Raw genomic sequence first — 26,073 nt, forward strand, 5'->3', positions numbered from 1 at the left:
GACTTACCTGGCTGACACCCACGGCAAAATTGGGGATTCCCGCCTTCGTCAGCGGCGCGGCCAGTAAACTCAAAGAGGCTGGAGTCGAAATGGCTGGGGTCGAGTTCATCAAGTATTCAGAGAACGCTGCCTTTCAAGCTGCCTTGTCCCATGGCGAGGGCGCCGTGCAGGATTTCTTGAATAAGGACTGGGGCATGCATGGTTACGAATGGACCGGTCGCGTGGCCAAGGCGATCTGTGACTTAAAGACTGCCAGCATAAAAGTAGTCGGCATCGACCGCGCCGTTGCGGGGCCAGCGCCTAACAATCTGCGCGAGTCATTGGCCTACATGAGAAAAAGGCTGGCGTTGAATGGCGCGTGGGACATGGCACTTGTGCGAGAGCTGTCAAGCGCATCCATGAGCAAGGCGATTGTGTGGGGCGGCGCGACTCACTTTCGAACAGGCGATGCAAATGGGCCCAGTGACATGCGTCCTGGGCCGGTGATGGGATTTGCCTTCGAAGGTGAAAAGGACGCTCTGGCCCTGGGGCAGAGTCGGATGCGCTCGCTTGATGATAAACCGCTGATCGAAACCACCATCGCGAATAACTAGCCTGCACCACACAGGGATGCAGGCAGGCGTGGGCGGCTCAGATCACTTAGAAACCGTGGGTCCCATCGCGCGCCAGTTGGTCGACCAGGCCGAATTCCCAGTCCAGGTACGCTTGCATGGCTTCCTTCGGGCTGTCGGTACCTTCGTATGGGCGGCGGTCGCGGTCGATACGCGGTGACGCGAGATGGGTCTCGCCTTCTTCCAGCGGCAGTTTTTCGGCGATCCAGTTAAGCGTGCCACCTTGCAACAGGAAGACCGGTTTGCCGGTGATCGCTTCGACCTCGACGACCGCAAGGCGTGCTAGTTGGCTGGTGCCGCAGGTCAGCACATAACGTTCGGCGGGCGGCACCTTGGCCAGGGCCTGGGGCAATTGCGCCCGCAAAGCCCAGAAGGCACCGGGGATATGGCGTTTGACGTAGTTGACGCTTGGGGTGAAATCCAGCACCGCCGTTTCACCATGGGGCAGCCATTCGGCCAGGGTGTGGGGGCTGATCAGTTCGGCCTGCAAGGGCGCCGGCACCGGCGCAACCCACGCGCCTTGTTCGTTGAAGTTCGCTGATTGCAGTACGTCCAGTACATGCACCTCCCAGCCCAATTGCGCCAGCCATAACACGGACATATTGGCCCGCACGCCGTCGTCATCGGCCAGCAACAACCGCGCTCCGCGCACGCTGGCCACGTGGTCGGTTTCCTGCACCAACTGGCCGCTCGGCGTGGAGTGCGCGCACGGCAATTGGCCGGCTTCGAATTCCTCCGGCGTGCGCACATCGAACAGGTACGTGGTGCGCTTGGGTTCTTGCTGCAGCGTTGCAGATCGGGGGTGTAAGCCGGAACCCCCGAAAATTTTGTCACCCCAGATCATGCCTGGCCACGGTGGCCTCCAGGTCGATCATGCGGCCGTTGCTCTGAAAAGTGTAATGACCGTTAAGCAGGATCGAATCAGTTTCATCGATTGCAGCTGCGTCAGACGGGTTTTGATAATTAGCTCAGCGCGTCATATGTCGTATTTTTGTAGCTTCGCTCCCACTTGGCCCGGTAAACCTGCAGCGTTTCGATTTCAAATGCCCCATCGAAATGATGGGCCAAATGATGCAAGAGGCCAAGGCTATGCAGCATGATGCCCCAACTTCAATTCAATATCCGTGTTGCACTCAGCTCCAGCATCCGCCCTAATTATTATCCTGAAAATAAATCAGTCCCCTCATTGATTAGGTGTGGCAAGTAACTAAGCGCCCTCACCACAGCTTAACGGTTGCCCGCTCTGTTCAATTCGCGCTCAACCGTACTCCGCCGTTCATGTTTAGCGCTGCCAGGCGCGCGTCGATTGCCTGCATAAAGTCTCGGTAACCATTTTTCCCCTTCAAGGGGTCGGGCAGATCGCTGAAGTAGCCAAATTTGCGGCCTGGCAACAGCGCTTCCACGATACTGTGGTGCCCGCCAGCAACCATTACTGCCGTGTGGGTGAGTAAGAGTGTCTCAACCTGTGCCCGTTCAACTGGGGTGCGCTGGGCTTGGGATTTCTGCATTTCCAGCGCCTGAAGAATAAATTGCATGCTGCCTGAAGCGCCGCCGATGAAAGGAACGCCATTTTTGCTGAACTGCCTGGCCGTCGAGGATTCGGGGGCTCTCATAAAGTCAGCTTTGGCATGAACGATTCCTTGCTTGAAGAAATTCTCCGTTGACGAACGACGATGCAATTCGTCTGCAATACCGGCATGGCGGTTAAACAGGCTGCTGTCTCGAACCTGGTCTTGGCGCCGCATTGTGCGCCCGCGATCGGTAAAGAAAGGCTGTTCACGCATGGCATGGTGCAGTCCTGGATTGGTAAGTTCCAACAGCGCTCCTGTAAGGTCGATCATCTGTTTGAAGTCCAGCGTATCCAGCAGGCGCTTTATCAGCTGAGTTGCGGGCTCTCGTCGTTTAACCCCTTCATTAATATCCTTTTTTACTGCGTCTGCATGACTAAATCTCGCCATCTGCGCGGCATGCGTCGCCGTAGTCATGCCAGGTGTCTGACGTAAGTGAGTGTCGTACACCTGCTTGTAATTATGGGTGGTCGCGATCAAATTGTAGATATGCGTCAGAAACAACTTTGTTTGCGCCGGACTTATATTTTCCAGCGTTTTGACAGCCCAACTTGACTCGCGCTGAGTCGCGCCCACGTCATTCTGTCGATGATCAAGTTCTGCCGGGCAACGGTTCTGATTGATCAATGCTTGATTGAGCCCGGTCCTGGCCCCTTGCGGCCTTTGGCTGGAAGACCCCATTGCGTTGGGCGACGGCAAAGGCTGCACGGTGGGAAGTTTAATACCCACATACTTCCCGCTCGGGCCATCATGAGTGCCCAGTGCGTGCAATTCGAACCCGTAGTTTGCATCCACGCTGAAACTGCCACGAATAGTCACTTTGGCACCATTCACCATGACATTCGCTTCGTAAACGGCGTGCGGGCTATTCAACGTGGGCGGCGTTTTCAGGCTGATGGGGCCTTTGCCTAAATTATTCTGGAAGAGCTGTGCCAACGCCTGCTCATCAGCGGTACCCGATTGGCCTTTTTGTGCCAGGGTATCCAGTGATCGCTTGCTGATTGACTGCTGGTAAAGCCACTGCGGGAAACTGACCACGGGAGCAGTGGCAGGTTGTTGGGCGCCGGTGATCGCTGGCGGCTGTGCAAGAACCTGGTTATAGCGAGCTGGATAGTTCGAGGTGGGATACATAGCGAGTGATTTCAGCGCGAAGTGGATGACAGCTAGTGAGTGGAGCGATCGGCGCTGAGGTTCCTGAGTGGGACGGCAAACATTTGGGGGACGGTGCGTTCCTTGTAGCACCGACCCTGCTTGATGGTTAAATCCCTAAAGCGCTGCATACACCAGTGGTGACAGCCTTTCAGGCCTAGGATCAATCATCGTGTGGCTGCCCGAAGTCGTGGTGACAAACCCAAAGCTCACTCGCCTTTCGGGGTCGGCGAAGCTTATCGGACCTAGTGTTTTTTTCAAGGTGGTTGTCGCGTCTAACTATGCCGCTCTTTTCTCAACGTGCTGCTCTCGATCCGGATTCAACAGTACCGTTCCTACTGGCTTCCAGTTTCGCGTTTGTCCTGACCAGCGTTCCGGGCTCGGCTTTCGCGCTTGCTCGTACAGCTCGTGCCGCCGCGCCAGGATCTGATGATCCGGTTTGCGGTGTCGCTCAGAGGGTGTGACGAAGCGGATTTGGCTGTGCGGATATTCGTTGTTGTACCAGCGCGTAAAATCCCACGCCCGTGCGGCGTCCAGGCTGGCGAAGCCTGCCTGGGGGCCATTGAGGGCAGTATTTCAGCGTTCTAAACAGCGATTCCGAGTAGGCGTTGTCGTTGCTTATCCCGAACACCGACATTCACCACTCGGGTGCTGAACGGTGCGTACTGATTGGAGATGTGGGTATAGAACAGCCGCCCCGGTTCGTTGCCGTACTTCGGGTTGACGTGCCCGGTGCTTTCGCCTCGACCGCCTGCGCGGAAGCGCTGACCATCGGACGATGAGGTGGTGCCGTCTCCCCAGTTGGCCGCGAAGGTTTGGTTGAACTGGCTGTTGACCAATTCGGCCAATGCCGCCGAGTACGTTTCGTCGCTGGTGTGCCAGGCTTGTAGCCACGATAACTTGGTGTAGGTCATGCCCGGACTCGAATCGGCCATTTTGGTCAGGCCAATGTTGATGGCGTCGCCGAGTAGCGCGGATAGCAGCAGGGTTTTATCCTTGGCCAAGGCACCATCCTTCAAGTGGGTGAAGTAACGGGTGAACCCCGTCCATTCATCCACGGCCATCAGCAACTCGGTGATTTGATACGTGGTAGTAGCTGACTGATCCTGTCGATCAGCGCTTGAGCGGTGTCCGGTACCGCCGCATCCAACGGCGTGATTTTCAGTCCGGACTCAGTAAGGATCGCGTCGGGCAGTTCGTTGTCCTTCGCCAATTTGGCGACGGTGGCTAACTGCTCATTGAGCAGCTGCAGGCGCTCTTCCAGGTACTGGTCGCTGTTGGGGTTGATCGCCAATGGCAGCGCCTGTTCCTTCTTGAGTGCGGCAAACTTCGCGGGTGGCAGTAGGTAATCTTCAAGTTCTCGGAACTGCGGAGAACCCTTGACCCAGATATCACCGGAGCGCAGCGCGTTTTTCAGCTCGGACAAGGCGCAGATTTCGTAAAACCGTTTGTCAATGCCTTCCAATCGATATTTGAAATGTCCGGACGCTCGACGGTCTGACTTGAGGCCTTGGTTTTTTTAGCCTGGGCCTGCGCAGAATCCTCGGGATTACTTTTGAAAACATTACCGGCCCAGGTTGCTATATTGCCAAGTTTGTTCATGTGAGTCGCCATTTAGGAATGGGGTATTTTTAGGGACATTGGAGAGTGGGGAAATTTGAATGGAGGTTCCATTTAGAGATGATGTTCGTTCGACGCTCACTGATACGTTCGACGGTTTGCATATGCTCCGTTCCCCAGGCACACAGTGCGCCAAGCGCTATGACCAAAGAGTGTCCGAACGGCGTGAGTGAGTATTAGGGTTTTGGGCGCAATGGAACAGGAAGTGTACATAAGCCAGACCGGCTTAGCATATGATTGTTGGGTAGCCAGACGCGGTCACCCGCGCCCAGCCCCCGAAGAACTGAGCGTGCAAGTTTCCCTGCATTCAGCTCGAGCTTTTCAAAGGCATTTTTCGACACCCGGTCATACAACTTCTTTTTCGGCGTAATGCCGCCTATGGCAATTGAGATGGTGTATTTGAAGGTTGTTTACCACTACAGTATGTCGTTGCCGAAGCGAATCGATTCCCCAACCTTGCGTTCAATGTGCAGCATTATTACGTCCTCAGGCTTAAACCTTTTTCTGGATGCTCAGTTCACCACTGCTCGCAAAAATCCCAAACATAAAAACCCCCGCCGGAGCGGGGTTGTAGTCTGCAATTTACGAAGTCAGGGCCAGGGACATAAACGAGCGGCTTTTCACTACTGTGACCACAATCCCTGAGTGCATTCATCCACGCTACTCAGCACTCCCCTCAATGGCCGCGCCTTCAGCAGGGGTATCCGACTTCTCCTGGTTGGGTGCTTCGTCGCGCATTTTTACCAGCTGTTGCATGGTTTGGAGCAGTACCTGTGTGCTTTGAGCGCCCTTCACAAGCAGTTTGTTGCCTGTAAGGTTGTCGACCACGACAGTTGCTGGCGTGCCGGTCACACCCATATTCGTGCCTTTCTTCGCCTGGCTTTCGATCAAGGCCTTATATTTCCCGCTGTCCATGCATTGACGATAATCTTCAAGTGGCGCGCCCACCTCCTGAACAAGCCGCTCTACGTCCTCGACGCCTTGACCGTTCAGTTGAGTGCGAGCAAACCATTCGCCAGTAAATGCCCAGAAGGCTTTGTTGCCGGCAATTTCGCCCACGCACTCAGCCGCATGCGCAGCCACCTCGGCCACCGGGTTGTGGAATGCCAAGGGATAGTTCTGCCATTCCCAGTTAATTCGTCCATCGGACTTATCTGCCATTTGCTTAGGCGTGTCATGGAAGCGCTTGCAATATGGACACTCGAGGTCGCTGAATTCGACCAGGGTAAATTGTGCATCCATGCTGCCGTAGATGTGTCGGCCTTCGATACTGGTGTCAGCTGCGCCGCTCCAGTTCGAGAGGATCTTGGCTTTCGCCGCTTTGATCTTCTCAGCCTCGCGATCCTTGAGGGTTTTGTCGACAGCCTCTGGCAAATGCTCAATAAGGGCATTTTTGTAGTGGTCTAATTGAAATCCAAATTATATTTGGAACCTCACATCATTGATTACCCACTCATAAAAAACAAAAGGCGTTGCGTTTCTAGGAGGAAGAGGATGAATCCGTAGACGCGAAAACGTAAGCTTCTACGCCCAACCGTCACAATAAACTCATTTTCCCGTTTTACTCACGCAATGGTGATGAAAATAATGCCTGGAATTAGACCCAAGCTCGGCCTGACACTTAACACATATGCGCCTCCACCGCCCCTCAAGAAAAACGCTGGTGACGAACTGCTTCGTATGAGTAAATGTGAGGTGGCCGCCAAGACCCAGAAGCATTTCGCGCTAAACCATGGAGTTCCTACATACGAAGTAGCAATGAGTGCCCGGGGACAACGTCACAGTGGATGGACCGCATTCAATCAATCCGCAGCAACTGGCGTTGATGCGTTCATACACATGGATCGCGTCAACTCCAAAAGCCAAGGGGATTTTGCTGGCGACAAGATTCATCTAAGCGTTGCACCTGATCATGTAGCAGCCGCCTTTAATACCATCGGCAAGATACTGCAAGCTGACGACAGCCCTGTCGACAAGTGGAAAGTCACAGACATGAGTCGCTTGCACCCTAACATGTCTCCCGAACAGCAGCGCGTCTGCTTAGGGGCTCAATTTACTATCTATGCCAAACCCGATAACGCCGATAACACTTACAGCCCGGAATATATGGGCAAAATGCGCGGAATGCTCTTGAGCATTGAGCATGAATTGCGCAGTGCCGGAGTTGCGCAAAGCAATAACCGACCTTCGTCTGATATAGCCCCCCCGCACTGGCAATATGCGTCTTATCGTAATGAAAACAGCAGTGGAAGGGCGGGATCCTCCAACCAGAGTAATGCGCTTGAAGCAGAGCCCTTCTTCCAATTGACGGCCTTTCCAGATACGTCGCCAACTTCTGCCAGTTCAAATCCGAGCCACCGCTCGCTGTTACCATCACCTTGGGAGTAAGTGATCTGAACTGTTTAGCGTGGCAGGGAGAATAACCTTGGCTCGCTGCAAAAAAAGCTAGATCCGCCTAGGAAGCGGATAACGTTCTCAATCAACTAACCAAGCCCTGCCATGCGCCTGGCACGCCCATAGCGCTATCACGGCGTTATCCCTATCACCGGTGTTGACCAGAGCGTCATCCGCCGAGCTTTTGAGGTGGCGTTATAGGTCTCAATTTTTCCGCAATTGCTGAGATAAATATTGTCGATTACGGATAAATTATCCAGTCCATTTGTGTTTGGAGTTTCGATGTCGCAGGTCAAAGAGCCAGGGTTGATCCCTGGCATGGCCACGTCTCAGCACTTCGACGTGCTACTTTCGTTTACCGGAATTAGAGGGGAGGTGCTTAAGGCAGCGCTGCGTGCACATTTCGTCGACGGCCTGTCTCAGCGCGATGCAATCCAGCAGACGGGTGTCAATCAAGACCTTCTGTCTCGGAAGGCCGCAGCATTACAGGCTATAAATGACCGCCTAAAAGATGCATCAAAATATTACCCGAGCGGGAAATAAATTCTTCTGCATTATTTCCGAGTAAGGTGATATTTACTCATTAATACGATTTATTGAGGGAAACAAGAATGATCATTCTTAACCGGCAATTCAGGGCTTTTGTTTAATTAAACGCAGCTCGCTGCACTGAAAGCTTTGGCAGCTGAAAGCTGGTTGGACAAAAACCCGTGGGACAATGATGCGCTGCCAAACGCGAACGTTTTAGCTCGTGCTGTGCTGAACATTGATTTCGACAGCATGGACCAGGCATAGCTTGCGGCGTGGTACGAGGACACGGTGGGTTACAACCCCTGTGGATGACGACCCGACAATACCCATTGAGGAGCTGCGCACTAGTTGCAAAGAAATGGCTTTGATCGAGCGCTGCGGGGGAATCGATACCGCTGAATATCAGGATATCGAAGCTCAGCGCCGCGCTGACGCAGAAGCACAGGAAGCCAACCATGGCAGCTAAGACCAAAACCGTTCAGCCGGGCGGACTCAACAAACGGCTGATCGGCACGTTAAAGGCAGCAGTGAAAAGTTCAGAGGTGGCCCACACCTGCGAGTGGTTGGTCATCGAGGGATACGCCTCTGATGCCGCGCACGCTCGCGAGCTGGTCAGCTCAGCTCTCAACGCATAGGAAATGGATCAACTGCACACCAAGCCTCGGCCTAAACTGGGGCGCCGATCATAGAGTCGGGTAGTGTTGATATTCGCGTGGCCCAACCAGACTCGGACCTTGGCGATATCTGCGTCATGCTCAAGTGCATTGGTCGCGGCTGTGGCCCGCAGACCGTCTACGCCCAACCCGTCACCGACCTCAATGTTGTCCAGGTAGTCGACATGCACTCCAAACCCCGAGTTTACCGTCGAGCTGTAGCAACTATACATCAAAAAAAGCCCCGCACTTGGCCAAAGTGCGGGGGCCGTTTTTTTTCCGCCTTAGTCAGCGTTTGGCCTTGTGGAGACCTACCGCCTGTTGAAAGCCATCTGCACAAGATTGATGGCCAGAGCGTTGTGGCCGCCTGCATCTGCCACACGCTTGTTGGCTGCTGCTGCTCCAAAGATCCAGGTGCCGTCTGGCATTTGGTTGGGGGCATAGAAATTAAAAGGTGCCGTCATGTCGTTTACTCCAAGATCAAATTACGCCTCCTCTAAAAACAGGAATCGAGTAGTGCGGCTAAACCGTCACATAGGAGAAACGGCCCAACCGCGTTGGTTGATAAGGCTCATATCGTAGGTTTTATCCATCGTTGACTCCTTAATATAGGTATCAAATCCTTTTTGAACAGCCAATGGCGAAATAGCTGGCGAGGTCAAATATGTGACGTGCGGTACATTTGCGCTCGGTGTTAATACTTCACTCTGTAGGTTGGTGAATCCTCCGGTCGCTGTAAGCGCCGGTCGTACAGGCGTGTGGTACTGATATTGGCATGCCCCAGCCACACCTGGACCTTGGCGATATCGGCGTCATGCTCTAGGGCGTTGGTCGCGGCCGTCGCCCGCAGTCCATGCACGCCCAACCCGTCGACCTCGATCCCCACGGCCCGTGCCCACTGAGCCACCACTTCGTAAATGCCGTTACCCGTCACGCCGGCGCCGGTGGTCTTGCCACGGATCGAGCGGAACAGCGGACCATTTCCGGGTTCGCGTTTATTGTCTCGCTCCAGGTATGCATGGATTCGCTCAGCAGCCACCGGGTGCAGTGGCAAATAGCGTGTCTTACCGCCCTTCCCTCTAACCTGCAGGTGTTTGATGCCACGGCGCTCCTGCAAGTCGCCGGTCATCAACTGCGCGGCCTCTTCCCTGCGCAGGCCGTGGTACAGCAGCACTGCCAATATTGCGCGATCCCTCATCCCCTTTACTGTTTCGGCGTCCGGCGCCTCAAGCAACAGTTTGGCTTGGCCGTCCCCGAGTGCAGGCGTCTTACCTTCGTTGGTTTCGACACGGGGCCGTTTCACACCGTGCACGGGATTGCCGCCGGCGACCGCGTTGTTCTCCAGGAGGTGGCCAAACAGGCTAGCCACCGTCGCCAGTTTGCGTCGAATGGTGGCCCCGGCCAGTCCACGCTGTTCCAACTTGGCGCGCCATGCCAGCACGTGCGAGCGAGTGACCGCGCGGAGCTAATCGGCGCCGATGAGCCCGACGAAGCCACAGAAGTCGGCCAGGTCAATTTGATAGGCGCGGCGGGTGCGCGGGTTATCGATATTGGCGAACCAATCCGCCGCTGCTGGCACGTGGGCCAGCTGCTGGAACTCAGCAGCGGTCAGGCGACGTTCGGCGGCGCCGCCGGCAATCAGGTTCTGGCTCATGACGGTTCGCTCGCTTTTATGCGCGCCTCGATAGCGGGCCACTCGGGAGAGGCTTTCAGTTCGCGGATTTCCCGCAAGTGGTCGAGCTCGGACACCAGGTGCTGCTAGTGCTGTTTGGCGTCGTCCTGTTCGGACGGGCGCAACTCCGGCCCGATCAATCCGCCGGCGGCGGCAAATCGGCGCCGGGCCAGGCTCCAGAATCTGCCCGAATCGCCGAATTGACTGATGGGCATAATGGGTACCAAGTGCGTGAGCCAGAGGTGCCACAACACCCCCAGGCCAATGCTCTTTTTCTGGTGCGCCGGATCAATCTCGATTTTGTTGATGTACAGACCATCGTCGAGCGGCTTTACCCCGTAGCTGACATACCCCACGCGCTGGCCATCGATCCAAATGCCGGCGTGAGTGTCCGTTCCAGGAAAGACGAATTTGTCCCGCGCACACAGTGTGTTCTGTCACCAGATATACGAGCACGGCGAGTGAGTTCAGGTTTTTTCAGCCTGTTTACAGAATTCGTCGTGATCTGGCTCTAAATTGTCCAACCGACCTGCCTCGTGTTTTTGTGGTGATAACGTATTTTATCACCACTTAAGAGCCTTGTGAGCTTTCCCGTCGGATATGTCCCTTAGTGACTGGCCAGGTGGATTTGCTCTTAATATGACCAAGGCTTGGAAAAGTGTGAGATTGACCAATTTCGCGGCGATGTTAGTCGTCGCAAGCTCTTCAATACTTGGCTCGATTAGGTATCCGTGCAAATACTGTTCATTTGTACAGACATTTTGTATGGCTCGCGATCTTCCACCTTTTCGGTCAGTCACCCAGTCAGAGCTACGCGATTTTTGGACTAAGCACGCTGATTCGGACGTCCGTCGCTTAATTCTTGAGGTCGAGAGTTATCGACGTTAAATGCTGGAAATAGATCGTTTGTATGGGTCGATCCAGCAGGCTTGGAGTACGGAGGTTGGCGGCGAGTTGGTCGCGCTCTACATGCTCAAACGCATTGTTTTCGATGAGCGGATGCGTGGCCTGCAACCCGTTCGTGAACCGATCCATCCCCAACGCTCTTAAAGTAGCCTCATTAGAGACCAAGACGCCGGCCCGGGCGTGCCGACCGACGTGCATCAGGTTCGCGATCAGCCGCGGGAAAGAGCAGGGCAGGGCACGGCCACCTTCCGGTGGCAACCTGCGCCGCCGGCACCTGCAGAAGCACCGATCATCCACGAACCCCACCGCCTGCACGGGGATCCCTTGATCTATCCCCTAACACAGCCCGTGGATTTGTGGATGACGGCCAACACCGACCGCCGGCGGCGGCCAAACCCATCCCCCGCCCCGGGGGCTGCACTTGAAAAGATACTTGAGCAGGTCAAGGAGTTAGCTGAACAGGTGAACGGGATCGCGGCCGCCGCCGAGGCACAAACGTCCACCGCTCACTCCATGGCTTACAACATGCATCAGATCACCGCAGCTAGCCACCATGCTGCGGTTTAAGTTAATACTTTAGTCCGGACGGCTGAGCAAATGAACGTCAACGCATGGCAGCTACAGTGCCCCGTACTACCTTTTAGACTGTGACTTAAATTTTGGATAAGTTCCCGATTCAGGCCTTGATGCTTACTATGCTTGAAGGATCTCATCAAAATAAATAAGTTCGTTATCAGCCTCGTCGTATCGCGATGCCGAGGCTTGAAATTTTACGCTACCATTAAACTAAAACTTATTTGGAATAGTTTGTAAAAATCAAATCGGTAGCATGAGGCAGCTTCGTGTGGCAAGCGGAGCAGCTATTGGTTAATGGCTCGCTTTTGTTAGCTTTGCCATTTTCAAATTGGCCGTATCCCCAACCGCCAGTGTTGGCATAGCGTTTGGAGTCCTTAATTTCAATCTGGACGTTTGTAGGCTCTCCAGCTATGAATGACTGATCGCGACCAAAGACGGCATTATTTCGGACTGAGGATTCATATTTATAAGCCAGCCGCGCGATAATGGCACCGTCTGGAAACGGGAGCGTCCCGTTTCGATAGGCTTTCATGGCGATATCATTTCCCAGGATGACTCGAATATCAGGTTTATCTCCGTTTTCCTGTGCAATGCTCACAAATTGCCAATCACGGTAACCAGGCGGTAGTGCTACCCCGAAAATCGGAGAAAGCTCTGCGTGTGGATCTGCGGTTGAGTCCGCGTAGGTAACGATGGATAAGCCTGCTAACAGGAAACTTGAAGCAGCAGATAAAACAAGCCATTTTCTGGTCACCGCTAACACTCCTACATATATGGTTTGAAGGGTTTTGCTACACCGCCGACTGTCTGCCTAGCATCTGGCATTGCGGATAATGCTCATCATAGAGTTGACGCGCTCTTTCGAGGGCGACGCTACTCGTCATCTGGCCTTTGCAGCAGTCTCGATCAGACCTGCGACAACTTTCGGGTTCGACACCATCACAACGTGCGAACCGCCGCGCACAACGATGGTTTTCTTGGAATGCGCTCGTTCAGCCATGAATGACTGCGCTTGAGCTGGAATGTTTTTATCTTTGTCACCGTAGACAAACCAGGATGGAATCGTCTTCCATGCTGGCTCGCTTGACGCCTCGTTCAATGCCGCCGTGGTCACAGGTCGCTGAGTTGCAGCCATCAGTTTTGCGTCGGCGTTGGAAACGTCCGCTGCGAATTGATCGTGGAATTTGTCTTGCTGAATGTACAACTCTTTTCCGCCATCAGCCAAAGCGACTGGAGGAGCGAGAGTTGGGCCTAGTGTGCCACCGGGATAGCGTCCAGCTAACTCGGCGGTTGATTCACCTGCTTCAGGTGCGAAAGCCGCTACGTATACGAGCGCTTTGATGTTGGGGTTGCCATAGGCAGCTTCTGAGATTACCGGTCCACCGTAAGAGTGCCCAACGAGCACTATAGGTGTTTTTATACTAGCCAGAACATCGGCCACTGACTGCGCGTCCCCTTTAAGAGAGCGAAGAGGATTAGCGGCAGCGATTACTGGATAGCCATCTTTTTCCAGAATTTTCACTACGCCGTTCCAACTGCTCGAATCGGCGAATGCGCCATGTACGAGTACAACAGTCGGCTTGACTGGATCAGCGAGCACCGCGGTGGCGCTTGCCAATGTTGCTGCAAGAGCTAGACCTTTAAATATCGTGTTCATTTGATTCTCTTGTGCATGGTTACGCAGTGGGCGACAGGGCGATTTGAACCGCAATTTGTATCTAGCTTGTGTCGAACTCATCAACGAAATGCATTAAAGATTGTATGGAACCATGCTTGATACAAGCGGATACAAATGTAGGCCTTTCCCAAGCTCCGCCGGAACGTCGTGCCTGTGTGGATATGCGTCATTAGCAATAGTCAGACGCAATTACAAAAAATTTTGTACGTGATACACGGATGTGCTAACAATTTCAAAGGGGCGTGGGTTTGTATCTGAATGTATTCATTTGAGCGAGAGATATCCTTTGATACAAAATAATGGTTTTACGACACCTGCCGGATACATCACCCGTTATAAATTAAGTCGTTGCATCACTTGTAGCATTGGTAAATCCGATTTAGCCGCTTCTATTTCTGACCTGTCGTTAAGGTCATGAGGTTACGACACATGCGCGATGTATTTTCAAGCATTTGGTTCGTCTGGAAGCTCTGTTAGATAACGTGAGCGAAGCTTCGCAAAGCATTAGACAGACTATCCGAGCATTGATAGATTTGCTTTGGAACGTCACTGTAAAATTAATGCTGCTCGCGTCGCGACTAACACTCGTGCAAAGGCTTAAGATCTGCCAGATGGAGTTCAAATTTTTTGGTTTGTTTCGAATTCGGAACTCATGCTGGCAAGGTAGAGCGGCAGAATATGCGCCCATCACAGCCGTGATCGGAATTCGAGAGCGCCGTCTGTGATTTGAGTCCGTATTACATCTCCATAAGCGTTCTTCAAGCTGGCTTGACGGCTATTAAATGGCAGCCGCTTCCTAAGCTGTTCTGCTGGTAGGTCTGATGGATGTTAATGCCATCCACCGTATGGCACCGCATGGGTGGTCGCTCCTGGTATCACGTTTTTGGCAAACGCTACCGTTGGTTACATCACTGATTCGGTCCTGAATGTAAAAGGCGGCTAGTTGGCCTAATTTCAGTAAGTCTTTTTCAGAGTTTCCCTAAATGCGTCTGTTCGTGGAATAAACACCGAGGTTGAACTGTTCTAAAGATGGAAAATCCCTCACTGTGCAAATTTCAAGGCATATGAAAGTTTTATGAACAGAGCCTTCATAAAAATGACAAACCACTCGTAGAGTATGAACTGCGTGCGATAATCAATCTTAAGTGTTACTCAAGTGTAAACAGAAAAATACACTGCTAGGCCGTAATTAAAATTCGATATCATTAATATATTTCAAAACCAAATCACACTAGCACAATTGCAGAAAATGAGATATGAAATGAATATAAGCGATTCTAAATTTACTCTGTATCATTATCCTGGCGTTCGTAGCGCGAGGATAAAGTGGATTTTGAATGAAATTACTGGCATAAAGTTTAACGTTGTAACAATTGATCTTTATGATGCGGAGCAATATGGGGATTCTTTCTCAGAAATAAATCCTTCCAATGCAGTTCCAGTTTTAAAAGTAGATGATGGCAAAAATATTTTTTTTGTTCGAGAGAGTGGAGCAATTACTATTTTTATCGCTGACTGCTTCCCAGCTGCTCAGCTATCGCCTTCAATTTCAGAATATGAAAAGCGCGCAGATTTTTTGCAAATGATTTTTTTTGCTTGCTCTACATTTGATATGGCTTTGTGGCAGATAAGAATTCATACTCATGTTTTGTCTGCGGCAGATAGAGATTCTAGGGTTGCCGGACTCTATGCTCGTAAAATAAAAGAGCAAATTGAACCGCAGATAATCGAACGATTGAAAAAGTACAATTATATTTGCGGCGATTTTTCGGCAGCTGACTGTGTTTTCGGACACTGCATATTATGGGCAAAGTCGTACAGTTTGTGCGAAGGTGATGTTTTTGATAATTATATTTCAAGACTCTCAAGTCGCGGAGCATTCAAAAGCGCGTTTTCTGATGCGCATCTATTCAAGCCTGAAGTACCTAACGACAGCCCTGCGCTTAAAAGATTTCTAGGTTGATATTTGAAATCAAAATTCAAATATTTTTATATTGAAAACATAAGACTATCTGCTGGTTAGGTATACTTTCTAAGTATCTAATACGACCTTTGAGGAGTATAAAAAATAAGGACAAGGTGATTTATAAGTTAAAGCTAAGCAATCACTCTCAGAGTACCGGTTTAATGCTCCACCGAGCCCGTTAAACCGGTAGGTCTGTACAAGGCTATTATCCAGACCCACGGCTCTTCTCAGGGCTGGGACGCATTGAAAATGGCGAACCGGCATCATCGGTGAGCACTTGACGATCGGGGGCCCTAATACCCTGTGCGGAGATGAACGGGCCGCTGATTTGGGTGGCGCTGGAGCACAAGTCGGTCTAGAAAAGCATAAACTGCTACATTGAATCGACGGTGACCAGATCCACGGCCTGCTGATAGCGACTTTCCACCTCGGTGGCATCGCGCTCGACAATCGGGCGGATGCCCGGCAAAATCGACAGGCTGCCCGCATCACGGCCAAAACCCTTGGCGCGGTATTTTAGTCAGCCGATTAAGCCTTGCCTTCTTCGATAGTCTCCACATGCACAAAAATTGCATCGGAATGCTCGGCGTCAAAATTGCGCCCATCTTCAGAGGTGTCCGCGTGAAAAATCACCGCCTGGCCCTGACGCGAGCGGGCGATGTTCAGCGGGACTTTGACCGAAAAAAATTCGCCTTTTTGGTTCAGCGCATGCAGCTTGTCGGGGGTGAAAAACTGGCCGCTCAGCTTGTTGTAGGCAAAGGCGTCGTCTCCCCAAGAATACCACGAGCCCTTGACCACGTTTAAGAGATCCTTGGCGATGCGGTAATGCACGGCGTGGGGCGGGTGCTCGGCTTTGCCGAAGTTGTCGGCGGTGCCGCTTAGCCGGGAGGTGACCACGTTCCAGCCGGCGCGGCCGCCGCTGATATGGTCCAGAGGGGAACTGGCGCACTACCTGGTAGGTCTCGTTGTAGCTGACGGTCACGGTTGCGACCAGGCCAATACGGGTGGTCAACGTTGCGAGGACCAAGAGAATGGTCAGCGGCTCGAAGCGGTTGAGGTAGTGCGGGCTGGATTTGGCTTAAATGTGCGGGCTGTCGGCGATAAACACGAAGTCGAACTTGGCACCTTCAGCCAGTTCGGTTTGTTGTTTATAGAAGCCAAAGTTCGTACTGGCATTCGGTTGCGCCTGCGAATGGCGCCATTCGCCCCAGCCCTGACCGACACCGTGGACCATAGCGCCCAGTTTCATACGACGTGGCTCATCTGCGGCTCCTTGCTTAGCGTGATGCTTGGGAAGTGGGAAAACGTTTGGCGTTAAAGCTGGTATCGAAACCCTGGGACACAGCGATGCGCTTGGGCAGCAGGCCTTCTTTTTGATAGGCATCTGCAGTCGCTTGCAGGCCCCTGATCACGCTGTCGTCAATCACCACGGGGTTCAGTTGGGTGTCTTTCGCCACCTCCAGGTGCACCGCCAACGGCCGGCCGGTGATTTTGGATTGGGCGGCGGCGTATTCCTTCGGGTGCGTATTGTCCCAGCCATAGGCGCGATCGACCCGGGCCACGAAGTCATCCAGTTGCGGGCGTTTGTTGGCGATGGCTTGGCTGGTGGCGGCGAAGTACAGGTAATTGCTCAGTAACTCCTTACCGCTGACCAGGACCCGGACGTGGCTTTGTGAGGTGACCACCGTGGTGTAGGGGGGCCATGTCGCCCAGGCATCAATGTCGTTATTGAGTACCAGCCGGTATTCGGCAGGCAGCAGAAAAATGAATTGCACATACTTGATCGTCAAGCCCGCGCTCGCCAAGGCACTGATTGCCAGGTACGGATATCGGATGAAAAACCCGACCGTAACGGCTGATATGCCTTTCGTGACTCATCAGAAACCCACTTAGGCGGCACTAACTTAGGCGGCACTAAATGTCTCATTAATTTGCAGAGGCAGATTCTAAAATGGTAATTTATTCATCAAAATCAATAGGTTATGTGCATTTTTGAGTGATGCTCATAATTTCGCGACTGGCTAATGTGCGTTAAGAGCCTCATGAACATTTCTTACATAGCACCTCGTTTAACATAAGATACATTATGCGAACCAATGGATCCTGATTTAAAGGCGTGGTTAGCCTCTTTACACGAATGCCGGCACTTGGTGCTGCATCGGTTTACTCATCGCGCGCAAGCGCTCGCCGACGTCAAGGGAACCTCCCTTCAAATTTCCCCACTCAATAACATCAAGGTCCCAAAAAATAATCCCTTTACTAGATGGCCACTCACATGAACAAACTCGGCACTATAGCAACCTGGGCCAGTAATGCTTTCAAAAGTAATACTGAAGGCTCTGCAAAAGCTCCGGATAATAAAGCCAAGACCTCTAGTGCGATAGTAGAGCGTCCGGACATTTCAAATATCGATTGTGTGGGTGCTGCGGTTGCTGTGCCTAGGCTCAAGCAAGCGTTGCGTTCATTTCCGCACAACGAATTCGATCTTGAGAAAGTCGCAAAAAGTTTGAAATTATCAGCCGCTATCGGCGACGGCGCTTGTGTGGGGCTGAGCCTTACATGGCTTGAAGGCGTGATGCAGCGACCGAATAAAAGCCCTATTAATAAAAACGGCTGCCTCGTGACGAACGACGGGTTGCAGACGGCGTTCGCCATTCAGCGAAACTATGTAGGTGAACACGCCAAGGCACTGGCCACGCTAGGCAATTTATCGCCGGAGGCCGTTTCGCGTGCTGCCACCCAGGCGCTGTTCAATGAACATGGGTTAAACGCGGCTACAGTGTCCGGCGGGCTCGACGAGGAGCATCTGGCCTCTCTGATTGCCACGCCTGGGCACTACATTATTGCGTTAACCGGTTTCAATGATGGCCACTGCCTAGCAGCTACGACGTTGCCCGCTCATGAGCACGAGCCCAGAATCACTGTGTTTGACCCGGAAGCTGGCGAATTCAAAATGCATACGGAAGAGGCCGAGTATTTTCTTACAGCCCTCAACGCCCGTTACAAAACCGTGGGCTGGAATTATTCAGGGATGGACGTCTTCTCTCTGCGGGCAAACATCCAGGCCGCAGACCGGGGATAACCGCCCCGCTCCTCAAAAAAATGAAAAAAACATAACTAAACTAAATGACTATTATTGGTATCACCTAAAACTATACTAAGTGCATTAGATTAGAGGTAAAACCTAGCTCTACCTCCCCCTAGAAATCAAAGTGTTGACACCTATACGTGTACTATCTGTACCATCCGCACCTTTTTGGGTGGGTGCATTGGATGGCGGTGGTTCAGGTAGTAGCGAAGGTGGTGGTTGACGATACGGGAATCCAGAGCGAGATCCCTGTCTTGATAACTGAGCATGGAGTGGTGTCCTCGTGCTGGTTGACTACCTCCTGGATAACCACCACCTGAGTCCTAGCTGGCAGCGTTCGGTCACCCAGGCCACAAAGCTGCTGCTGGAGTACATGGAGGCCAACCAGCACCACTTCTCTGATCCCCGCGCCCTCTTCCAGGCTTTTGCCTCACGCCTCTATACCGGAACGGTTGGAGATGATGGCCTAGATCCATCTGGTCTAGGGTGGGTTCCAGCCAGTCGCAACTCATCCAACCGTCACGTTTCAGTTCTCAAGGGCTTCACAGACTATCTGGCTGATCTGTACGACGCTCCGGCCATGAACCCCTTGATGACCGCCAGTACCTATGATCAGAGACTTAACTTCGCTGCCTGGCATCGCCGTAACAGCAATGATTTCCTAGGGCACATTAGAAGCAAGGCGCTCTCGGAGAACGTGGATCAGGCAAGGAATATTCGAGGCCGGCGCACGCTCAGCAACGCTGATGATGATGCCGTGGCATTCCCTGAGAAGCTGTTCCAAGCGATGTACATGGATGGCTTCGGTGGAGCTTCTGATCCTAGGTGTGCAGTACGAGATCAATTGATATTGATCATGATGCATGGCGCGGGTTTGCGAGAGAGCGACGCACAGCACCTATGGGTAGTGGATGTCGAAGATCACCCACTGATCGAGGGTGGCGCCATGGTTCGTGTCTATCACCCAGAGGAAGGCAAGGCACCAGACAACTGGAGGGGGCGCAAAGGCACGACAACACGGGCGGCTTACTTAAGGGAGAAGTACGCGCTAACGCCCCGAAATCTTCGCCAGGGCACCAAACGTGTTGGGTGGAAAACCAGGATGGTTGACCACGTCGACAATTACATCCAACTGCACTGGTTTCCTCCACGCTTCAGCGTGCTCTTCATGATGCTGTGGAAGGTGCATCTCCGCTACCTGACCACAGTAGAGCGGCACCACCCATACGCATTCGTCTCCTACGAAGACTCCGCCGCAGGCCAGCCTTACACCCTTCAAGCGCTCAACGGCAATTACAAGCGGGCCCTGGCGCGAATTGGGGAAACGGTTTCAAAGCCCGAGGGCCGATCTACCCATGGCCATCGACACGCTTTTGGTCGGCGGATGACCAAGGCTGGGGTTCCCCCGCAGATCATCCGCAAAGCGATGCATCACCGCTCCCTAGATTCGCAGAAGAGATATACCGCACCAGGTGTTGCGGACGTTTCTTCTGCGCTTACAGCCGCTGAAAAGAGGCTCGATGAGTTGACCGACAGCGGCAAGATCATTTCGCCATTCAACGATTGGGACGAAGCGTTGCCAGAGATCCTGGCAGCTTTCGAATCGCCACAAGCAAAGTACAGAGTTAAGAAATTTTGACTAAGACAACACGACGCGGCTCGCGTGACGGTCGCTCTTCGGACACGAACTTCAACTGGATTGTTCAAGAGCGAGGCGAAGCCTGGGAGCGCTGGCGTCAGCTCTTTTCCGGCTGGATAGCCACGCAGACCGGCTCCATTGGCGTGAAAATCAACGCGATGAATTGGTTCATGGCTCATTACCTCCCCACGGTGCCGGGCGGGGCCAGTCCAGACGTGTTTTTCCAGATCGCAGAGAAAGGTTTGCTGCCGGAGCTGAGGCCAATCCTGGAGGCATCCATGAGCGCCGCGACTGCCGTTAAAAACCAGAATTGGATCGTGGATCTGCTCGGCTGGATCATCACTCACAGCTACAGCGAGCCAAATGACCATGGCGTCCCTATGGCCGTGGTCAAGAATCCGTTTGTCAAAGGGAAGGAAAAGACGGTAATCACCGAGACCGTGTACAACCCTTTGCCCTACGCATACATTCGGGAGCTTCGCGAAATTCTGTGCCCGCAGCCCAGGGGACATTCCGCGACTGGGAATGGGCTCAATCCCAGTCCGGCCAATTGCGCTCGGATTTCGGAGATTGGTTTCCGGTTGAGCAGTCAGTCATCGACGAAGATGACCCAGACTGCGTATGGCGCTACAAAAATGATCGTTACGAAATCTGGTCTCCCGTTAGGTCAATGGCGCTGCACATAAAGCTTCATTTGCCGCTTCGCACTTATCAGGTACGTTTTCTGGACTCTGGTGAGGCAGATACGTGGCGGTACGAGGGTGGCGACTGGATTCTGAACAAGCGCCATGGGTTCTCTCTAGGCCGTGAGGCGAACCCATGGAAACGAGGGGTCTTCTGCCGTATCCACGACCGGGATATCGGTGAAATCATGACCGGCCTCTACGTCGGTACGAACAAAACGGCAGACCAGAACAAGGAGTCTCGTGAGCGTGGCTACACGATCCCATGGCAGAACGAAGATGTCCTGTACTGGCTGGAACGCCTGAGGGACTGGCAAGAGAAATACAACACTATTAACGGCCCTACGCCCTGCACCGAGCTGGTAGAGAAGCACTTTGGTAGTGTCAAAACTGTCGAGCAGAAGAAAGACATGGGCTCGATCTGTTTCCTCTTCCGCGACCCCACAGCGGCTCCAGGTGAGCGCGACAAGCCCATTGCAGGCAATACACTGCCCAACCTATGGTATCGATTGCTCTCCACGCTAGAGGATCGGGCTGCCGCACGTGGTCAAACCCTGTCAGACGGTTCTAGGTTGCGCTTTGTGCAGCCTGTCGACCCCGAATTAAATGTACTACCGGTCAAAACGCATTTCCCGCTTCATAGCCTCCGTGTTTCGCTTTTGACGTGCTATGCCATGGAGGGGCGTGTCCCGATTCAAGTGCTATCTAAGCTGATTGCTGGGCACTCCAGGATCATTATGACTCTGCACTACACCAAGCCAACCCCGGCGATGGTGTCCCAGGTAATGGACTTGGCCAGCGGACGCATCAGTGCTGCGCAGGATGAAAGCCTGAAGATCTTCCTCCGGGACGCTGATATGCGTCAGATCCACTCTAAAACGGCATTCATTGATGCTGGCGCAATCGACATTGCGTTGGCGAATCGCAACGCCATTGGCTGGGAGCAGCGTCACATAGGCTTATGCCTTGTCGGCGGAAACAGCGCTCGATCTGACGAAATGAGCAACATAGGCGGATGCTGGAACGGAGGGGAGATTGTCGGTCGGAGCAGTAAAGGCCACATCTATGGGCCAGTCCCACACGGCCTAGAAAACTGTCCCCGCTGCCGCTGGTTCATCACGGATGCACGCTATCTACCAGCGCTTGTGGCCCACCTCAACATGCTGAGTTATTTAGCCTCTCAGGTCTCATCACTTGCCGTTGAGATCGAACAAGATCGCGATGAGCTGCTCAACGAAATGTACTTTGCTGAGCAAGAAAAACGCCCCTTCCTCCTGCATGCGGAGCTGCAACAGGCTGAAAGGCGCTACGAAAAGCAGATCAAGGAGGCTGATGAGTACGCGAAAGACTTGGTCTCCTGCTTCCAGATCATCAGCAAGATTGTCGCAATCGAAGAGGGCCGGGACACAGATGATTCGGGCACGAAGCTGGTAGCTGTGGGTTCCTTGGAGGACATCCATCAGCCCATCTCATTCATCGAAACCCGTAGTGAGCTGTGGCAGATATCTCAGCTGTGCGAGAACGCTGAAATTTACGCTGATTTGACCGATGAGCTGAGGGCCACACCTGCCATCGAAAAGCGCTCCCGCGCTTTAAACCATCTCCTCATGCAGGGCGGCTACGCACCTATTTTGATGGGAATGGATGATCGCCTCCAGCTCATCGCTGGGAATGCAATGATGAGGTCTATGGCTTTGACGCTGTCTCCTAAAAACCAAATGGAGGGATTCCGCGAGGTTTCCAGCCTGCTTGAGGCCGGAGAAGGCCTAAAGCTTCTTCCAGCCGCCATGGAGCCGCTAGAGCGCGTTACGAAGCAGCCGGTAGCGAAGCTTTCTGACCTGATCACAACCACCTCAAAACAAGTACGGGAGGCCATCCGTGATCGATCCGCAGCTGATCTTTGAAGAACTCGCGTCTCAGGCTACCAAGCAACAAGCCAAGTCCCTGACCGTGCTGCATGGCGTCCTGGAGACTCATCAGAAAACGGGGAGTCGCAATTTCTCGATTGCCACGATTGCCAAGCTCTCTGTTGAGGCTGGAGGGCCATCTGAATCGCCCCTAGTTTCGTAGACACCTCCAAGCCTTAAAATGAGGCCCATTAGGAGGTGCCATGAGCAACCAGCGATATCCCGAAGAATTCAAAATCCAGGCGGTCAAGCAAGTGACCGAAAAGCAGCTTCCTGTCTCGGAGGTGGCTGCACGATTGGGTGTGTCCGTGCACAGCCTCTATGCCTGGGTTAAGCGCTACACCAAGCCCCAGGAACAGCGCGTTGAGGAGGATGATCAGAGCGCTGAGGTTCGTCGTCTACGTGCCGAGCTGAAACGGGTGACGGAGGAGCGAGACATCTTAAAAAAGGCCGCCGCGTACTTTGCCAAGGAGTGCGGCTGAAGTACGCCTTTATTAAGCAGCAAGCGGGTCATTACGCGATTCGACGGCTTTGCCTGACGCTCAAGGTTCATCCCAGCGGCTACTACGCGTGGCTATCAGAACCAAAATCTGCGCGAGCCAAGGACGATCAGCGACTGCTTGGACTGATCAAACACTCCTGGTTGGAAAGCGGTGGTGTTTATGGCTATCGCAAGATCCATGATGACCTGCGAGAGGTTGGTGAGAGCTGTGGCCGTCACCGGGTAGCTAGGTTGATGCGCCTTGAAGGTTTACGTTCTCAGACTGGGTATCGACGGAGGCCGGGAAAATATGGCGGTAAACCAGCCGTTGCCTCACCGAACTTACTGAAGCGCCAATTCGATGTCAGAGAACCCAACAAAGTCTGGGTCACAGACATTACCTACATCCGAACATATGAAGGCTGGCTGTATTTGGCCGTGGTGCTCGATCTGTTTTCACGCCAGATCATTGGTTGGTCAATGAAGTCGCAGATGACCAGCGACGTAGCCATTGATGCACTGCTGATGGCGGTTTGGAGACGTAAGCCGAAGCAAGAGGTGATGATCCACTCGGATCAAGGCAGTCAGGGCGGATTCAACCGGTCGTCGCAACACTGGATTGTTGTACAGACTTTAAATACTCATTCAGTGCTTCGGCAGGTGTTTTCCAGCCTAGTGTTTTTCGAGGTCTAGTATTGAGTACGTGAGCTACCGCCTGTATTTCTTGGGCACTCCAACGAGAGAGGTCAGTGCCTTTCGGGAAGTATTGCCGTAGAAGGCCGTTCGTATTTTCGTTTGTGCCGCGCTGCCATGGACTATGTGGATCAGCAAAGAAAACCTTTACTCCGGACTCGATGGTAAACCGAGCGTGATCCGACAACTCCTTTCCACGATCCCAGGTCAAGGATCGCCACAGCTCGATGGGAAGATCAGTCACCGTCTTCTTCAATGCGTTGGCCATACTAACAGCCCCATAGCCAGCCAGCGCCGGGCCGTTCTTCGTGCGGGGGATTAGCCCATAACCTTTCTCGCGAGGCAGATGGACGAGCATGGTAAATCGAGTTGAGCGCTCGACCAGAGTTCCAATCGCAGAACGGTTCAGACCGATGATCAGGTCGCCCTCCCAATGCCCGGGTACAGCCCGATCTTCTACCTCAGCAGGACGACTGGAGATCATCACGTCCTCGCTGACGTGTGCCCACACTTTGGCCTGCGATCGGGCTCTCGGTACGCGTAACGCTCGTCCTGAGCGCAGGCAACTCACCAGTTCGCGCTTGAGAGCTCCTCGACCCTGAATGTAGAGCGCCTGATATATGGCTTCATGAGAGATACGCATGGATTCATCATCCGGAAAATCGATCTGGAGTCGGTTGGCAATTTGTTCAGGCGACCAGCCATTGACCCATTTACGGTCACTGCGATGCGGTTTATTTCGGCCTTTGAAGGGCGCTTGCCGAGGCCCAGAAATCTCACGACCATCGGCGTCTTGAACCTTGCCCTCAAGGCGGTCGCGTACGTACTGGTGCAGTCGCGGGTTAGTGACCAGTTTTGCTGGTTTCGGCCTCTTGGCCACCAGTTCTGCCTTCCATTGCGCTACTGACGCTCGATATTCAAGCCGACCGCAACGGGTAGCAGCATTTCGTGTCAGCTCCCGTGAAATTGTCGATGGGCTTCGTCCAAGGCGACGAGCGATCTCACGAACGCCAACACTTTGCGCTCGAAGCAGCCCAATCTCTTCTCTCTCTGCAAACGATAAGTATCGTCCTGATATGTGATTCGACATGAATAATGGCATCCCGCCTCGATGACGGAACCAGCGTGTACCTACCGCGGTTGATACGCCAACGGCATGTGCTGCCTTTTCGCTTGTGATGCCTGTTGCAATCTGCAGCCAAAATAGCCGTTCGATCTCATTACGAAGTGAGGGTGCACCTGGAGAACGCATCGCTCCCCGGCCCGTCAATTTTTGCATCCATCCTGCAGGTCGTCCCATAAACACCTCGATCAAGGTGTTGCGACGACCGGTTGAATCCGCCCAGTACAGCAGCTCAGACTGGCGAAGCTTCTTGAAAGCTAACAACCTGGTGGCCAGCATGAGTCGTCGAGGTAACTGCCACGACAACGCTGTGGCGGAGAGCTTTTTCCAGCTGCTAAAGCGGGAGCGGATCAAGCGTAAAATCTACACTACACGCCAGGATGCTCGGGATGATGTGTTCGATTACATCGAGATGTTTTACAACCCAAAACGACGCCACAGTTTCAACAATCAGCTGTCACCGGTAGAGTTTGAAAAGCGTTACGCAGCGAGCCTGGAGAGTGTCTAGGAAACCCGGGGCGATTCAATCTGCCTCAACGATACGCAACACCGGGGGGTTTCGCTTTCGGCAGTTAATTGAGGCTTGGGCTGCCAGTGTGGGGACAGATAGGAAACTGCCTGCGAAGTCCAAGGAACAGGGTGTACCAAGCGACAATGAGCTAGTTCGACGTATCGACGATCCAGCGCTGCGTGCAGTTTTTTCGCAGATCTTGGCCGAGCGTCGCCGCTACCTGGCCGAACTCAACCTGTTGAAATCTCAAAAGGACATTGTTGTTGACCGACGCCCCAATGTGGTCGAGATATCTCAACAGAGCGAGTCAGTTCAGCTGCTGCCTTCACTGAAAGGGGTTCTCAGTGACATGGAGATTACAGCCCTAAGAGCTGCGGTTTCGGACGATTTCTTCGACAAGCAAGGCTGGATGGTCACCAGGGCAGGTCAGGTGAAAGGGGATTCAGGTGAGATCTACAAGCATGGTTACGTGCCTGCAATTAGGAAAATTCTGAAGGAGATCGAATGATCTGACGGGCTGTGGAGGGATGGCTTGTAGTACAGCATCTTAGTACATACACTAACCATCCCTCGCGGCTTTAGCCCCCAGCGCTACTGGCCCACGGTCATCTTAGTACAATAGGT

20 protein-coding genes and 11 pseudogenes are annotated in these 26,073 nt (G+C 53.1%); 16 read left to right on the forward strand and 15 right to left on the reverse strand.

Annotation, left to right across the window (positions count from 1 at the left end; all coding sequences use genetic code 11):
* Positions 1–29: 29 nt before the first annotated feature.
* Positions 30–593: a Type III secretion system effector HopBA1 gene (locus A7J50_RS29795; RefSeq protein ID WP_420492101.1), complete on the forward strand. Its 564-nt coding sequence runs from the start codon at positions 30–32 to the stop codon at positions 591–593.
* A 46-nt stretch (positions 594–639) separates the two neighbouring features.
* On the opposite strand, the pseudogene A7J50_RS29800 reads toward A7J50_RS29795, so the two are convergent.
* The 7 genes and pseudogenes from A7J50_RS29800 to A7J50_RS29820 form a co-directional block, all read right to left on the reverse strand.
* A pseudogene (locus A7J50_RS29800) lies at positions 640–1,395 on the reverse strand (rhodanese-like domain-containing protein); the annotation flags it as partial.
* Between the two features lie 463 nt (positions 1,396–1,858).
* Positions 1,859–3,310, reverse strand: a complete 1,452-nt coding sequence (locus A7J50_RS29805) for a hypothetical protein (RefSeq protein WP_064455105.1) — start codon at positions 3,308–3,310, stop codon at positions 1,859–1,861.
* A 135-nt stretch (positions 3,311–3,445) separates the two neighbouring features.
* Positions 3,446–3,574, reverse strand: a pseudogene (locus A7J50_RS32045) (EstA family serine hydrolase); the annotation flags it as partial.
* 33 nt (positions 3,575–3,607) lie between these two features.
* A pseudogene (locus A7J50_RS31175) lies at positions 3,608–3,950 on the reverse strand (integrase core domain-containing protein); the annotation flags it as partial.
* Positions 3,949–4,787, reverse strand: a pseudogene (locus A7J50_RS31180) (Tn3 family transposase); the annotation flags it as partial. The pseudogenes A7J50_RS31180 and A7J50_RS31175, both read right to left, overlap by 2 nt.
* On the reverse strand, positions 4,742–4,930 hold the full coding sequence (locus tag A7J50_RS31730) for a hypothetical protein (protein WP_167353744.1): 189 nt from the start codon (positions 4,928–4,930) through the stop codon (positions 4,742–4,744). The pseudogene A7J50_RS31180 and the gene A7J50_RS31730, both read right to left, overlap by 46 nt.
* 678 nt (positions 4,931–5,608) lie before the next feature.
* Complete coding sequence (locus tag A7J50_RS29820; RefSeq protein WP_237140929.1) at positions 5,609–6,322, reverse strand: DsbA family protein; 714 nt, start codon at positions 6,320–6,322, stop codon at positions 5,609–5,611.
* A gap of 213 nt (positions 6,323–6,535) precedes the next feature.
* Between A7J50_RS29820 and A7J50_RS31190 the strand changes: the two genes are divergently transcribed.
* The 3 genes from A7J50_RS31190 (at position 6,536) to A7J50_RS29830 (ending at position 8,508) form a co-directional block, all read left to right on the forward strand.
* Positions 6,536–7,336, forward strand: a complete 801-nt coding sequence (locus tag A7J50_RS31190; protein WP_082896016.1) for a type III effector — start codon at positions 6,536–6,538, stop codon at positions 7,334–7,336.
* A 288-nt stretch (positions 7,337–7,624) separates the two neighbouring features.
* Positions 7,625–7,885 carry a PapB/FocB family fimbrial expression transcriptional regulator gene (locus A7J50_RS29825; RefSeq protein ID WP_064455109.1) on the forward strand — a complete coding sequence of 87 codons (261 nt, stop codon included), beginning with the start codon at positions 7,625–7,627 and terminating at the stop codon, positions 7,883–7,885.
* Positions 7,886–8,328: 443 nt separating this feature from the next.
* Positions 8,329–8,508, forward strand: a complete 180-nt coding sequence (locus A7J50_RS29830) for a hypothetical protein (protein WP_064455110.1) — start codon at positions 8,329–8,331, stop codon at positions 8,506–8,508.
* 8 nt (positions 8,509–8,516) lie between these two features.
* Here A7J50_RS29830 and A7J50_RS31195 read toward each other — a convergent pair.
* From A7J50_RS31195 to A7J50_RS29835, 3 genes and pseudogenes are all read right to left on the reverse strand, one after another.
* Positions 8,517–8,681: pseudogene (locus A7J50_RS31195) on the reverse strand (tyrosine-type recombinase/integrase); the annotation flags it as partial.
* 156 nt (positions 8,682–8,837) lie between these two features.
* A complete protein-coding gene (locus tag A7J50_RS31500; protein WP_156526331.1) occupies positions 8,838–8,990 on the reverse strand; it encodes a hypothetical protein in 153 nt (50 codons plus the stop codon).
* 230 nt (positions 8,991–9,220) lie between these two features.
* Positions 9,221–10,180 (reverse strand): annotated as a pseudogene (locus A7J50_RS29835) (tyrosine-type recombinase/integrase).
* A gap of 77 nt (positions 10,181–10,257) precedes the next feature.
* On the opposite strand from A7J50_RS29835, the gene A7J50_RS31505 reads away from it, so the two are divergent.
* From A7J50_RS31505 to A7J50_RS29850, 3 genes are all read left to right on the forward strand, one after another.
* Complete coding sequence (locus A7J50_RS31505; protein WP_156526332.1) at positions 10,258–10,713, forward strand: hypothetical protein; 456 nt, start codon at positions 10,258–10,260, stop codon at positions 10,711–10,713.
* 373 nt (positions 10,714–11,086) lie between these two features.
* A complete protein-coding gene (locus A7J50_RS31735; RefSeq protein WP_167353746.1) occupies positions 11,087–11,248 on the forward strand; it encodes a hypothetical protein in 162 nt (53 codons plus the stop codon).
* Between the two features lie 216 nt (positions 11,249–11,464).
* Positions 11,465–11,671, forward strand: coding sequence for a hypothetical protein (locus A7J50_RS29850; RefSeq protein WP_064455112.1), 207 nt, complete (start codon positions 11,465–11,467; stop codon positions 11,669–11,671).
* Positions 11,672–11,897: 226 nt separating this feature from the next.
* On the opposite strand, the gene A7J50_RS31200 is transcribed toward A7J50_RS29850, so the two are convergent.
* Both A7J50_RS31200 and A7J50_RS29855 read right to left on the reverse strand, forming a co-directional pair.
* Entirely contained in the window at positions 11,898–12,434 is a 537-nt protein-coding gene (locus A7J50_RS31200) for a cytochrome P460 family protein (protein ID WP_082896006.1), read from the reverse strand.
* A 126-nt stretch (positions 12,435–12,560) separates the two neighbouring features.
* Complete coding sequence (locus tag A7J50_RS29855) at positions 12,561–13,337, reverse strand: alpha/beta fold hydrolase (RefSeq protein ID WP_082896007.1); 777 nt, start codon at positions 13,335–13,337, stop codon at positions 12,561–12,563.
* Between the two features lie 1,282 nt (positions 13,338–14,619).
* Between A7J50_RS29855 and A7J50_RS31205 the strand changes: the two genes are divergently transcribed.
* Positions 14,620–15,321, forward strand: a complete 702-nt coding sequence (locus tag A7J50_RS31205; RefSeq protein WP_167353747.1) for a glutathione S-transferase family protein — start codon at positions 14,620–14,622, stop codon at positions 15,319–15,321.
* Between the two features lie 385 nt (positions 15,322–15,706).
* Here the strand turns inward: A7J50_RS31205 and A7J50_RS29860 are convergent.
* Positions 15,707–16,573, reverse strand: a pseudogene (locus tag A7J50_RS29860) (NtaA/DmoA family FMN-dependent monooxygenase); the annotation flags it as partial.
* Between the two features lie 28 nt (positions 16,574–16,601).
* A pseudogene (locus A7J50_RS29865) lies at positions 16,602–17,147 on the reverse strand (aliphatic sulfonates ABC transporter substrate-binding protein); the annotation flags it as partial.
* 452 nt (positions 17,148–17,599) lie between these two features.
* Here A7J50_RS29865 and A7J50_RS29870 point away from each other — a divergent pair.
* The 6 genes and pseudogenes from A7J50_RS29870 to A7J50_RS29890 all read left to right on the forward strand — a co-directional run.
* Complete coding sequence (locus A7J50_RS29870; protein WP_064455113.1) at positions 17,600–18,406, forward strand: YopT-type cysteine protease domain-containing protein; 807 nt, start codon at positions 17,600–17,602, stop codon at positions 18,404–18,406.
* A gap of 289 nt (positions 18,407–18,695) precedes the next feature.
* A complete protein-coding gene (gmtY, locus tag A7J50_RS29875) occupies positions 18,696–20,051 on the forward strand; it encodes a gamma-mobile-trio recombinase GmtY (protein WP_237140930.1) in 1,356 nt (451 codons plus the stop codon).
* Between the two features lie 143 nt (positions 20,052–20,194).
* Positions 20,195–20,485 (forward strand): annotated as a pseudogene (locus tag A7J50_RS32060) (hypothetical protein); the annotation flags it as partial.
* A gap of 56 nt (positions 20,486–20,541) precedes the next feature.
* On the forward strand, positions 20,542–22,638 hold the full coding sequence (gene gmtZ, locus A7J50_RS29880; RefSeq protein WP_250637331.1) for a VPA1269 family protein: 2,097 nt from the start codon (positions 20,542–20,544) through the stop codon (positions 22,636–22,638).
* On the forward strand, positions 22,613–22,804 hold the full coding sequence (gmtX, locus tag A7J50_RS31510) for a gamma-mobile-trio protein GmtX (RefSeq protein WP_156526333.1): 192 nt from the start codon (positions 22,613–22,615) through the stop codon (positions 22,802–22,804). The genes gmtZ and gmtX (A7J50_RS31510) overlap by 26 nt, the downstream gene beginning before the upstream one ends.
* Positions 22,805–22,844: 40 nt before the next feature.
* Positions 22,845–23,710: pseudogene (locus A7J50_RS29890) on the forward strand (IS3 family transposase); the annotation flags it as partial.
* Positions 23,711–23,717: 7 nt separating this feature from the next.
* Here the strand turns inward: A7J50_RS29890 and A7J50_RS31210 are convergent.
* Entirely contained in the window at positions 23,718–25,094 is a 1,377-nt protein-coding gene (locus A7J50_RS31210) for an IS30 family transposase (protein ID WP_082895877.1), read from the reverse strand.
* A gap of 55 nt (positions 25,095–25,149) precedes the next feature.
* Here A7J50_RS31210 and A7J50_RS31515 point away from each other — a divergent pair.
* Positions 25,150–25,446: pseudogene (locus A7J50_RS31515) on the forward strand (IS3 family transposase); the annotation flags it as partial.
* Complete coding sequence (gene gmtX / locus A7J50_RS29905) at positions 25,439–25,957, forward strand: gamma-mobile-trio protein GmtX (protein WP_237140931.1); 519 nt, start codon at positions 25,439–25,441, stop codon at positions 25,955–25,957. The pseudogene A7J50_RS31515 and the gene gmtX (A7J50_RS29905), both read left to right, overlap by 8 nt.
* The last annotated feature ends 116 nt before the right edge of the window (positions 25,958–26,073 follow it).

The sequence above is a fragment of the Pseudomonas antarctica genome (assembly GCF_001647715.1).
Classification (GTDB): Bacteria; Pseudomonadota; Gammaproteobacteria; order Pseudomonadales; family Pseudomonadaceae; genus Aquipseudomonas; species Aquipseudomonas antarctica_A.

Excerpts from the sequence above, each read along its gene's own strand:
- A7J50_RS31210 (WP_082895877.1), bottom strand. The coding sequence starts at position 25,094 with ATGCAAAAATTGACGGGCCGGGGAGCGATGCGTTCTCCAGGTGCACCC.
- A7J50_RS29850 (WP_064455112.1), top strand. The coding sequence starts at position 11,465 with ATGACGGCCAACACCGACCGCCGGCGGCGGCCAAACCCATCCCCCGCC.
- A7J50_RS29825 (WP_064455109.1), top strand. The coding sequence starts at position 7,625 with ATGTCGCAGGTCAAAGAGCCAGGGTTGATCCCTGGCATGGCCACGTCT.
- A7J50_RS29855 (WP_082896007.1), bottom strand. The coding sequence starts at position 13,337 with ATGAACACGATATTTAAAGGTCTAGCTCTTGCAGCAACATTGGCAAGC.
- A7J50_RS31205 (WP_167353747.1), top strand. The coding sequence starts at position 14,620 with ATGAATATAAGCGATTCTAAATTTACTCTGTATCATTATCCTGGCGTT.
- A7J50_RS31190 (WP_082896016.1), top strand. The coding sequence starts at position 6,536 with ATGCCTGGAATTAGACCCAAGCTCGGCCTGACACTTAACACATATGCG.
- A7J50_RS29830 (WP_064455110.1), top strand. The coding sequence starts at position 8,329 with ATGGCAGCTAAGACCAAAACCGTTCAGCCGGGCGGACTCAACAAACGG.
- A7J50_RS31735 (WP_167353746.1), top strand. The coding sequence starts at position 11,087 with ATGCTGGAAATAGATCGTTTGTATGGGTCGATCCAGCAGGCTTGGAGT.
- A7J50_RS29870 (WP_064455113.1), top strand. The coding sequence starts at position 17,600 with ATGAACAAACTCGGCACTATAGCAACCTGGGCCAGTAATGCTTTCAAA.
- A7J50_RS31730 (WP_167353744.1), bottom strand. The coding sequence starts at position 4,930 with ATGAACAAACTTGGCAATATAGCAACCTGGGCCGGTAATGTTTTCAAA.
- A7J50_RS29805 (WP_064455105.1), bottom strand. The coding sequence starts at position 3,310 with ATGTATCCCACCTCGAACTATCCAGCTCGCTATAACCAGGTTCTTGCA.
- A7J50_RS31500 (WP_156526331.1), bottom strand. The coding sequence starts at position 8,990 with ATGACGGCACCTTTTAATTTCTATGCCCCCAACCAAATGCCAGACGGC.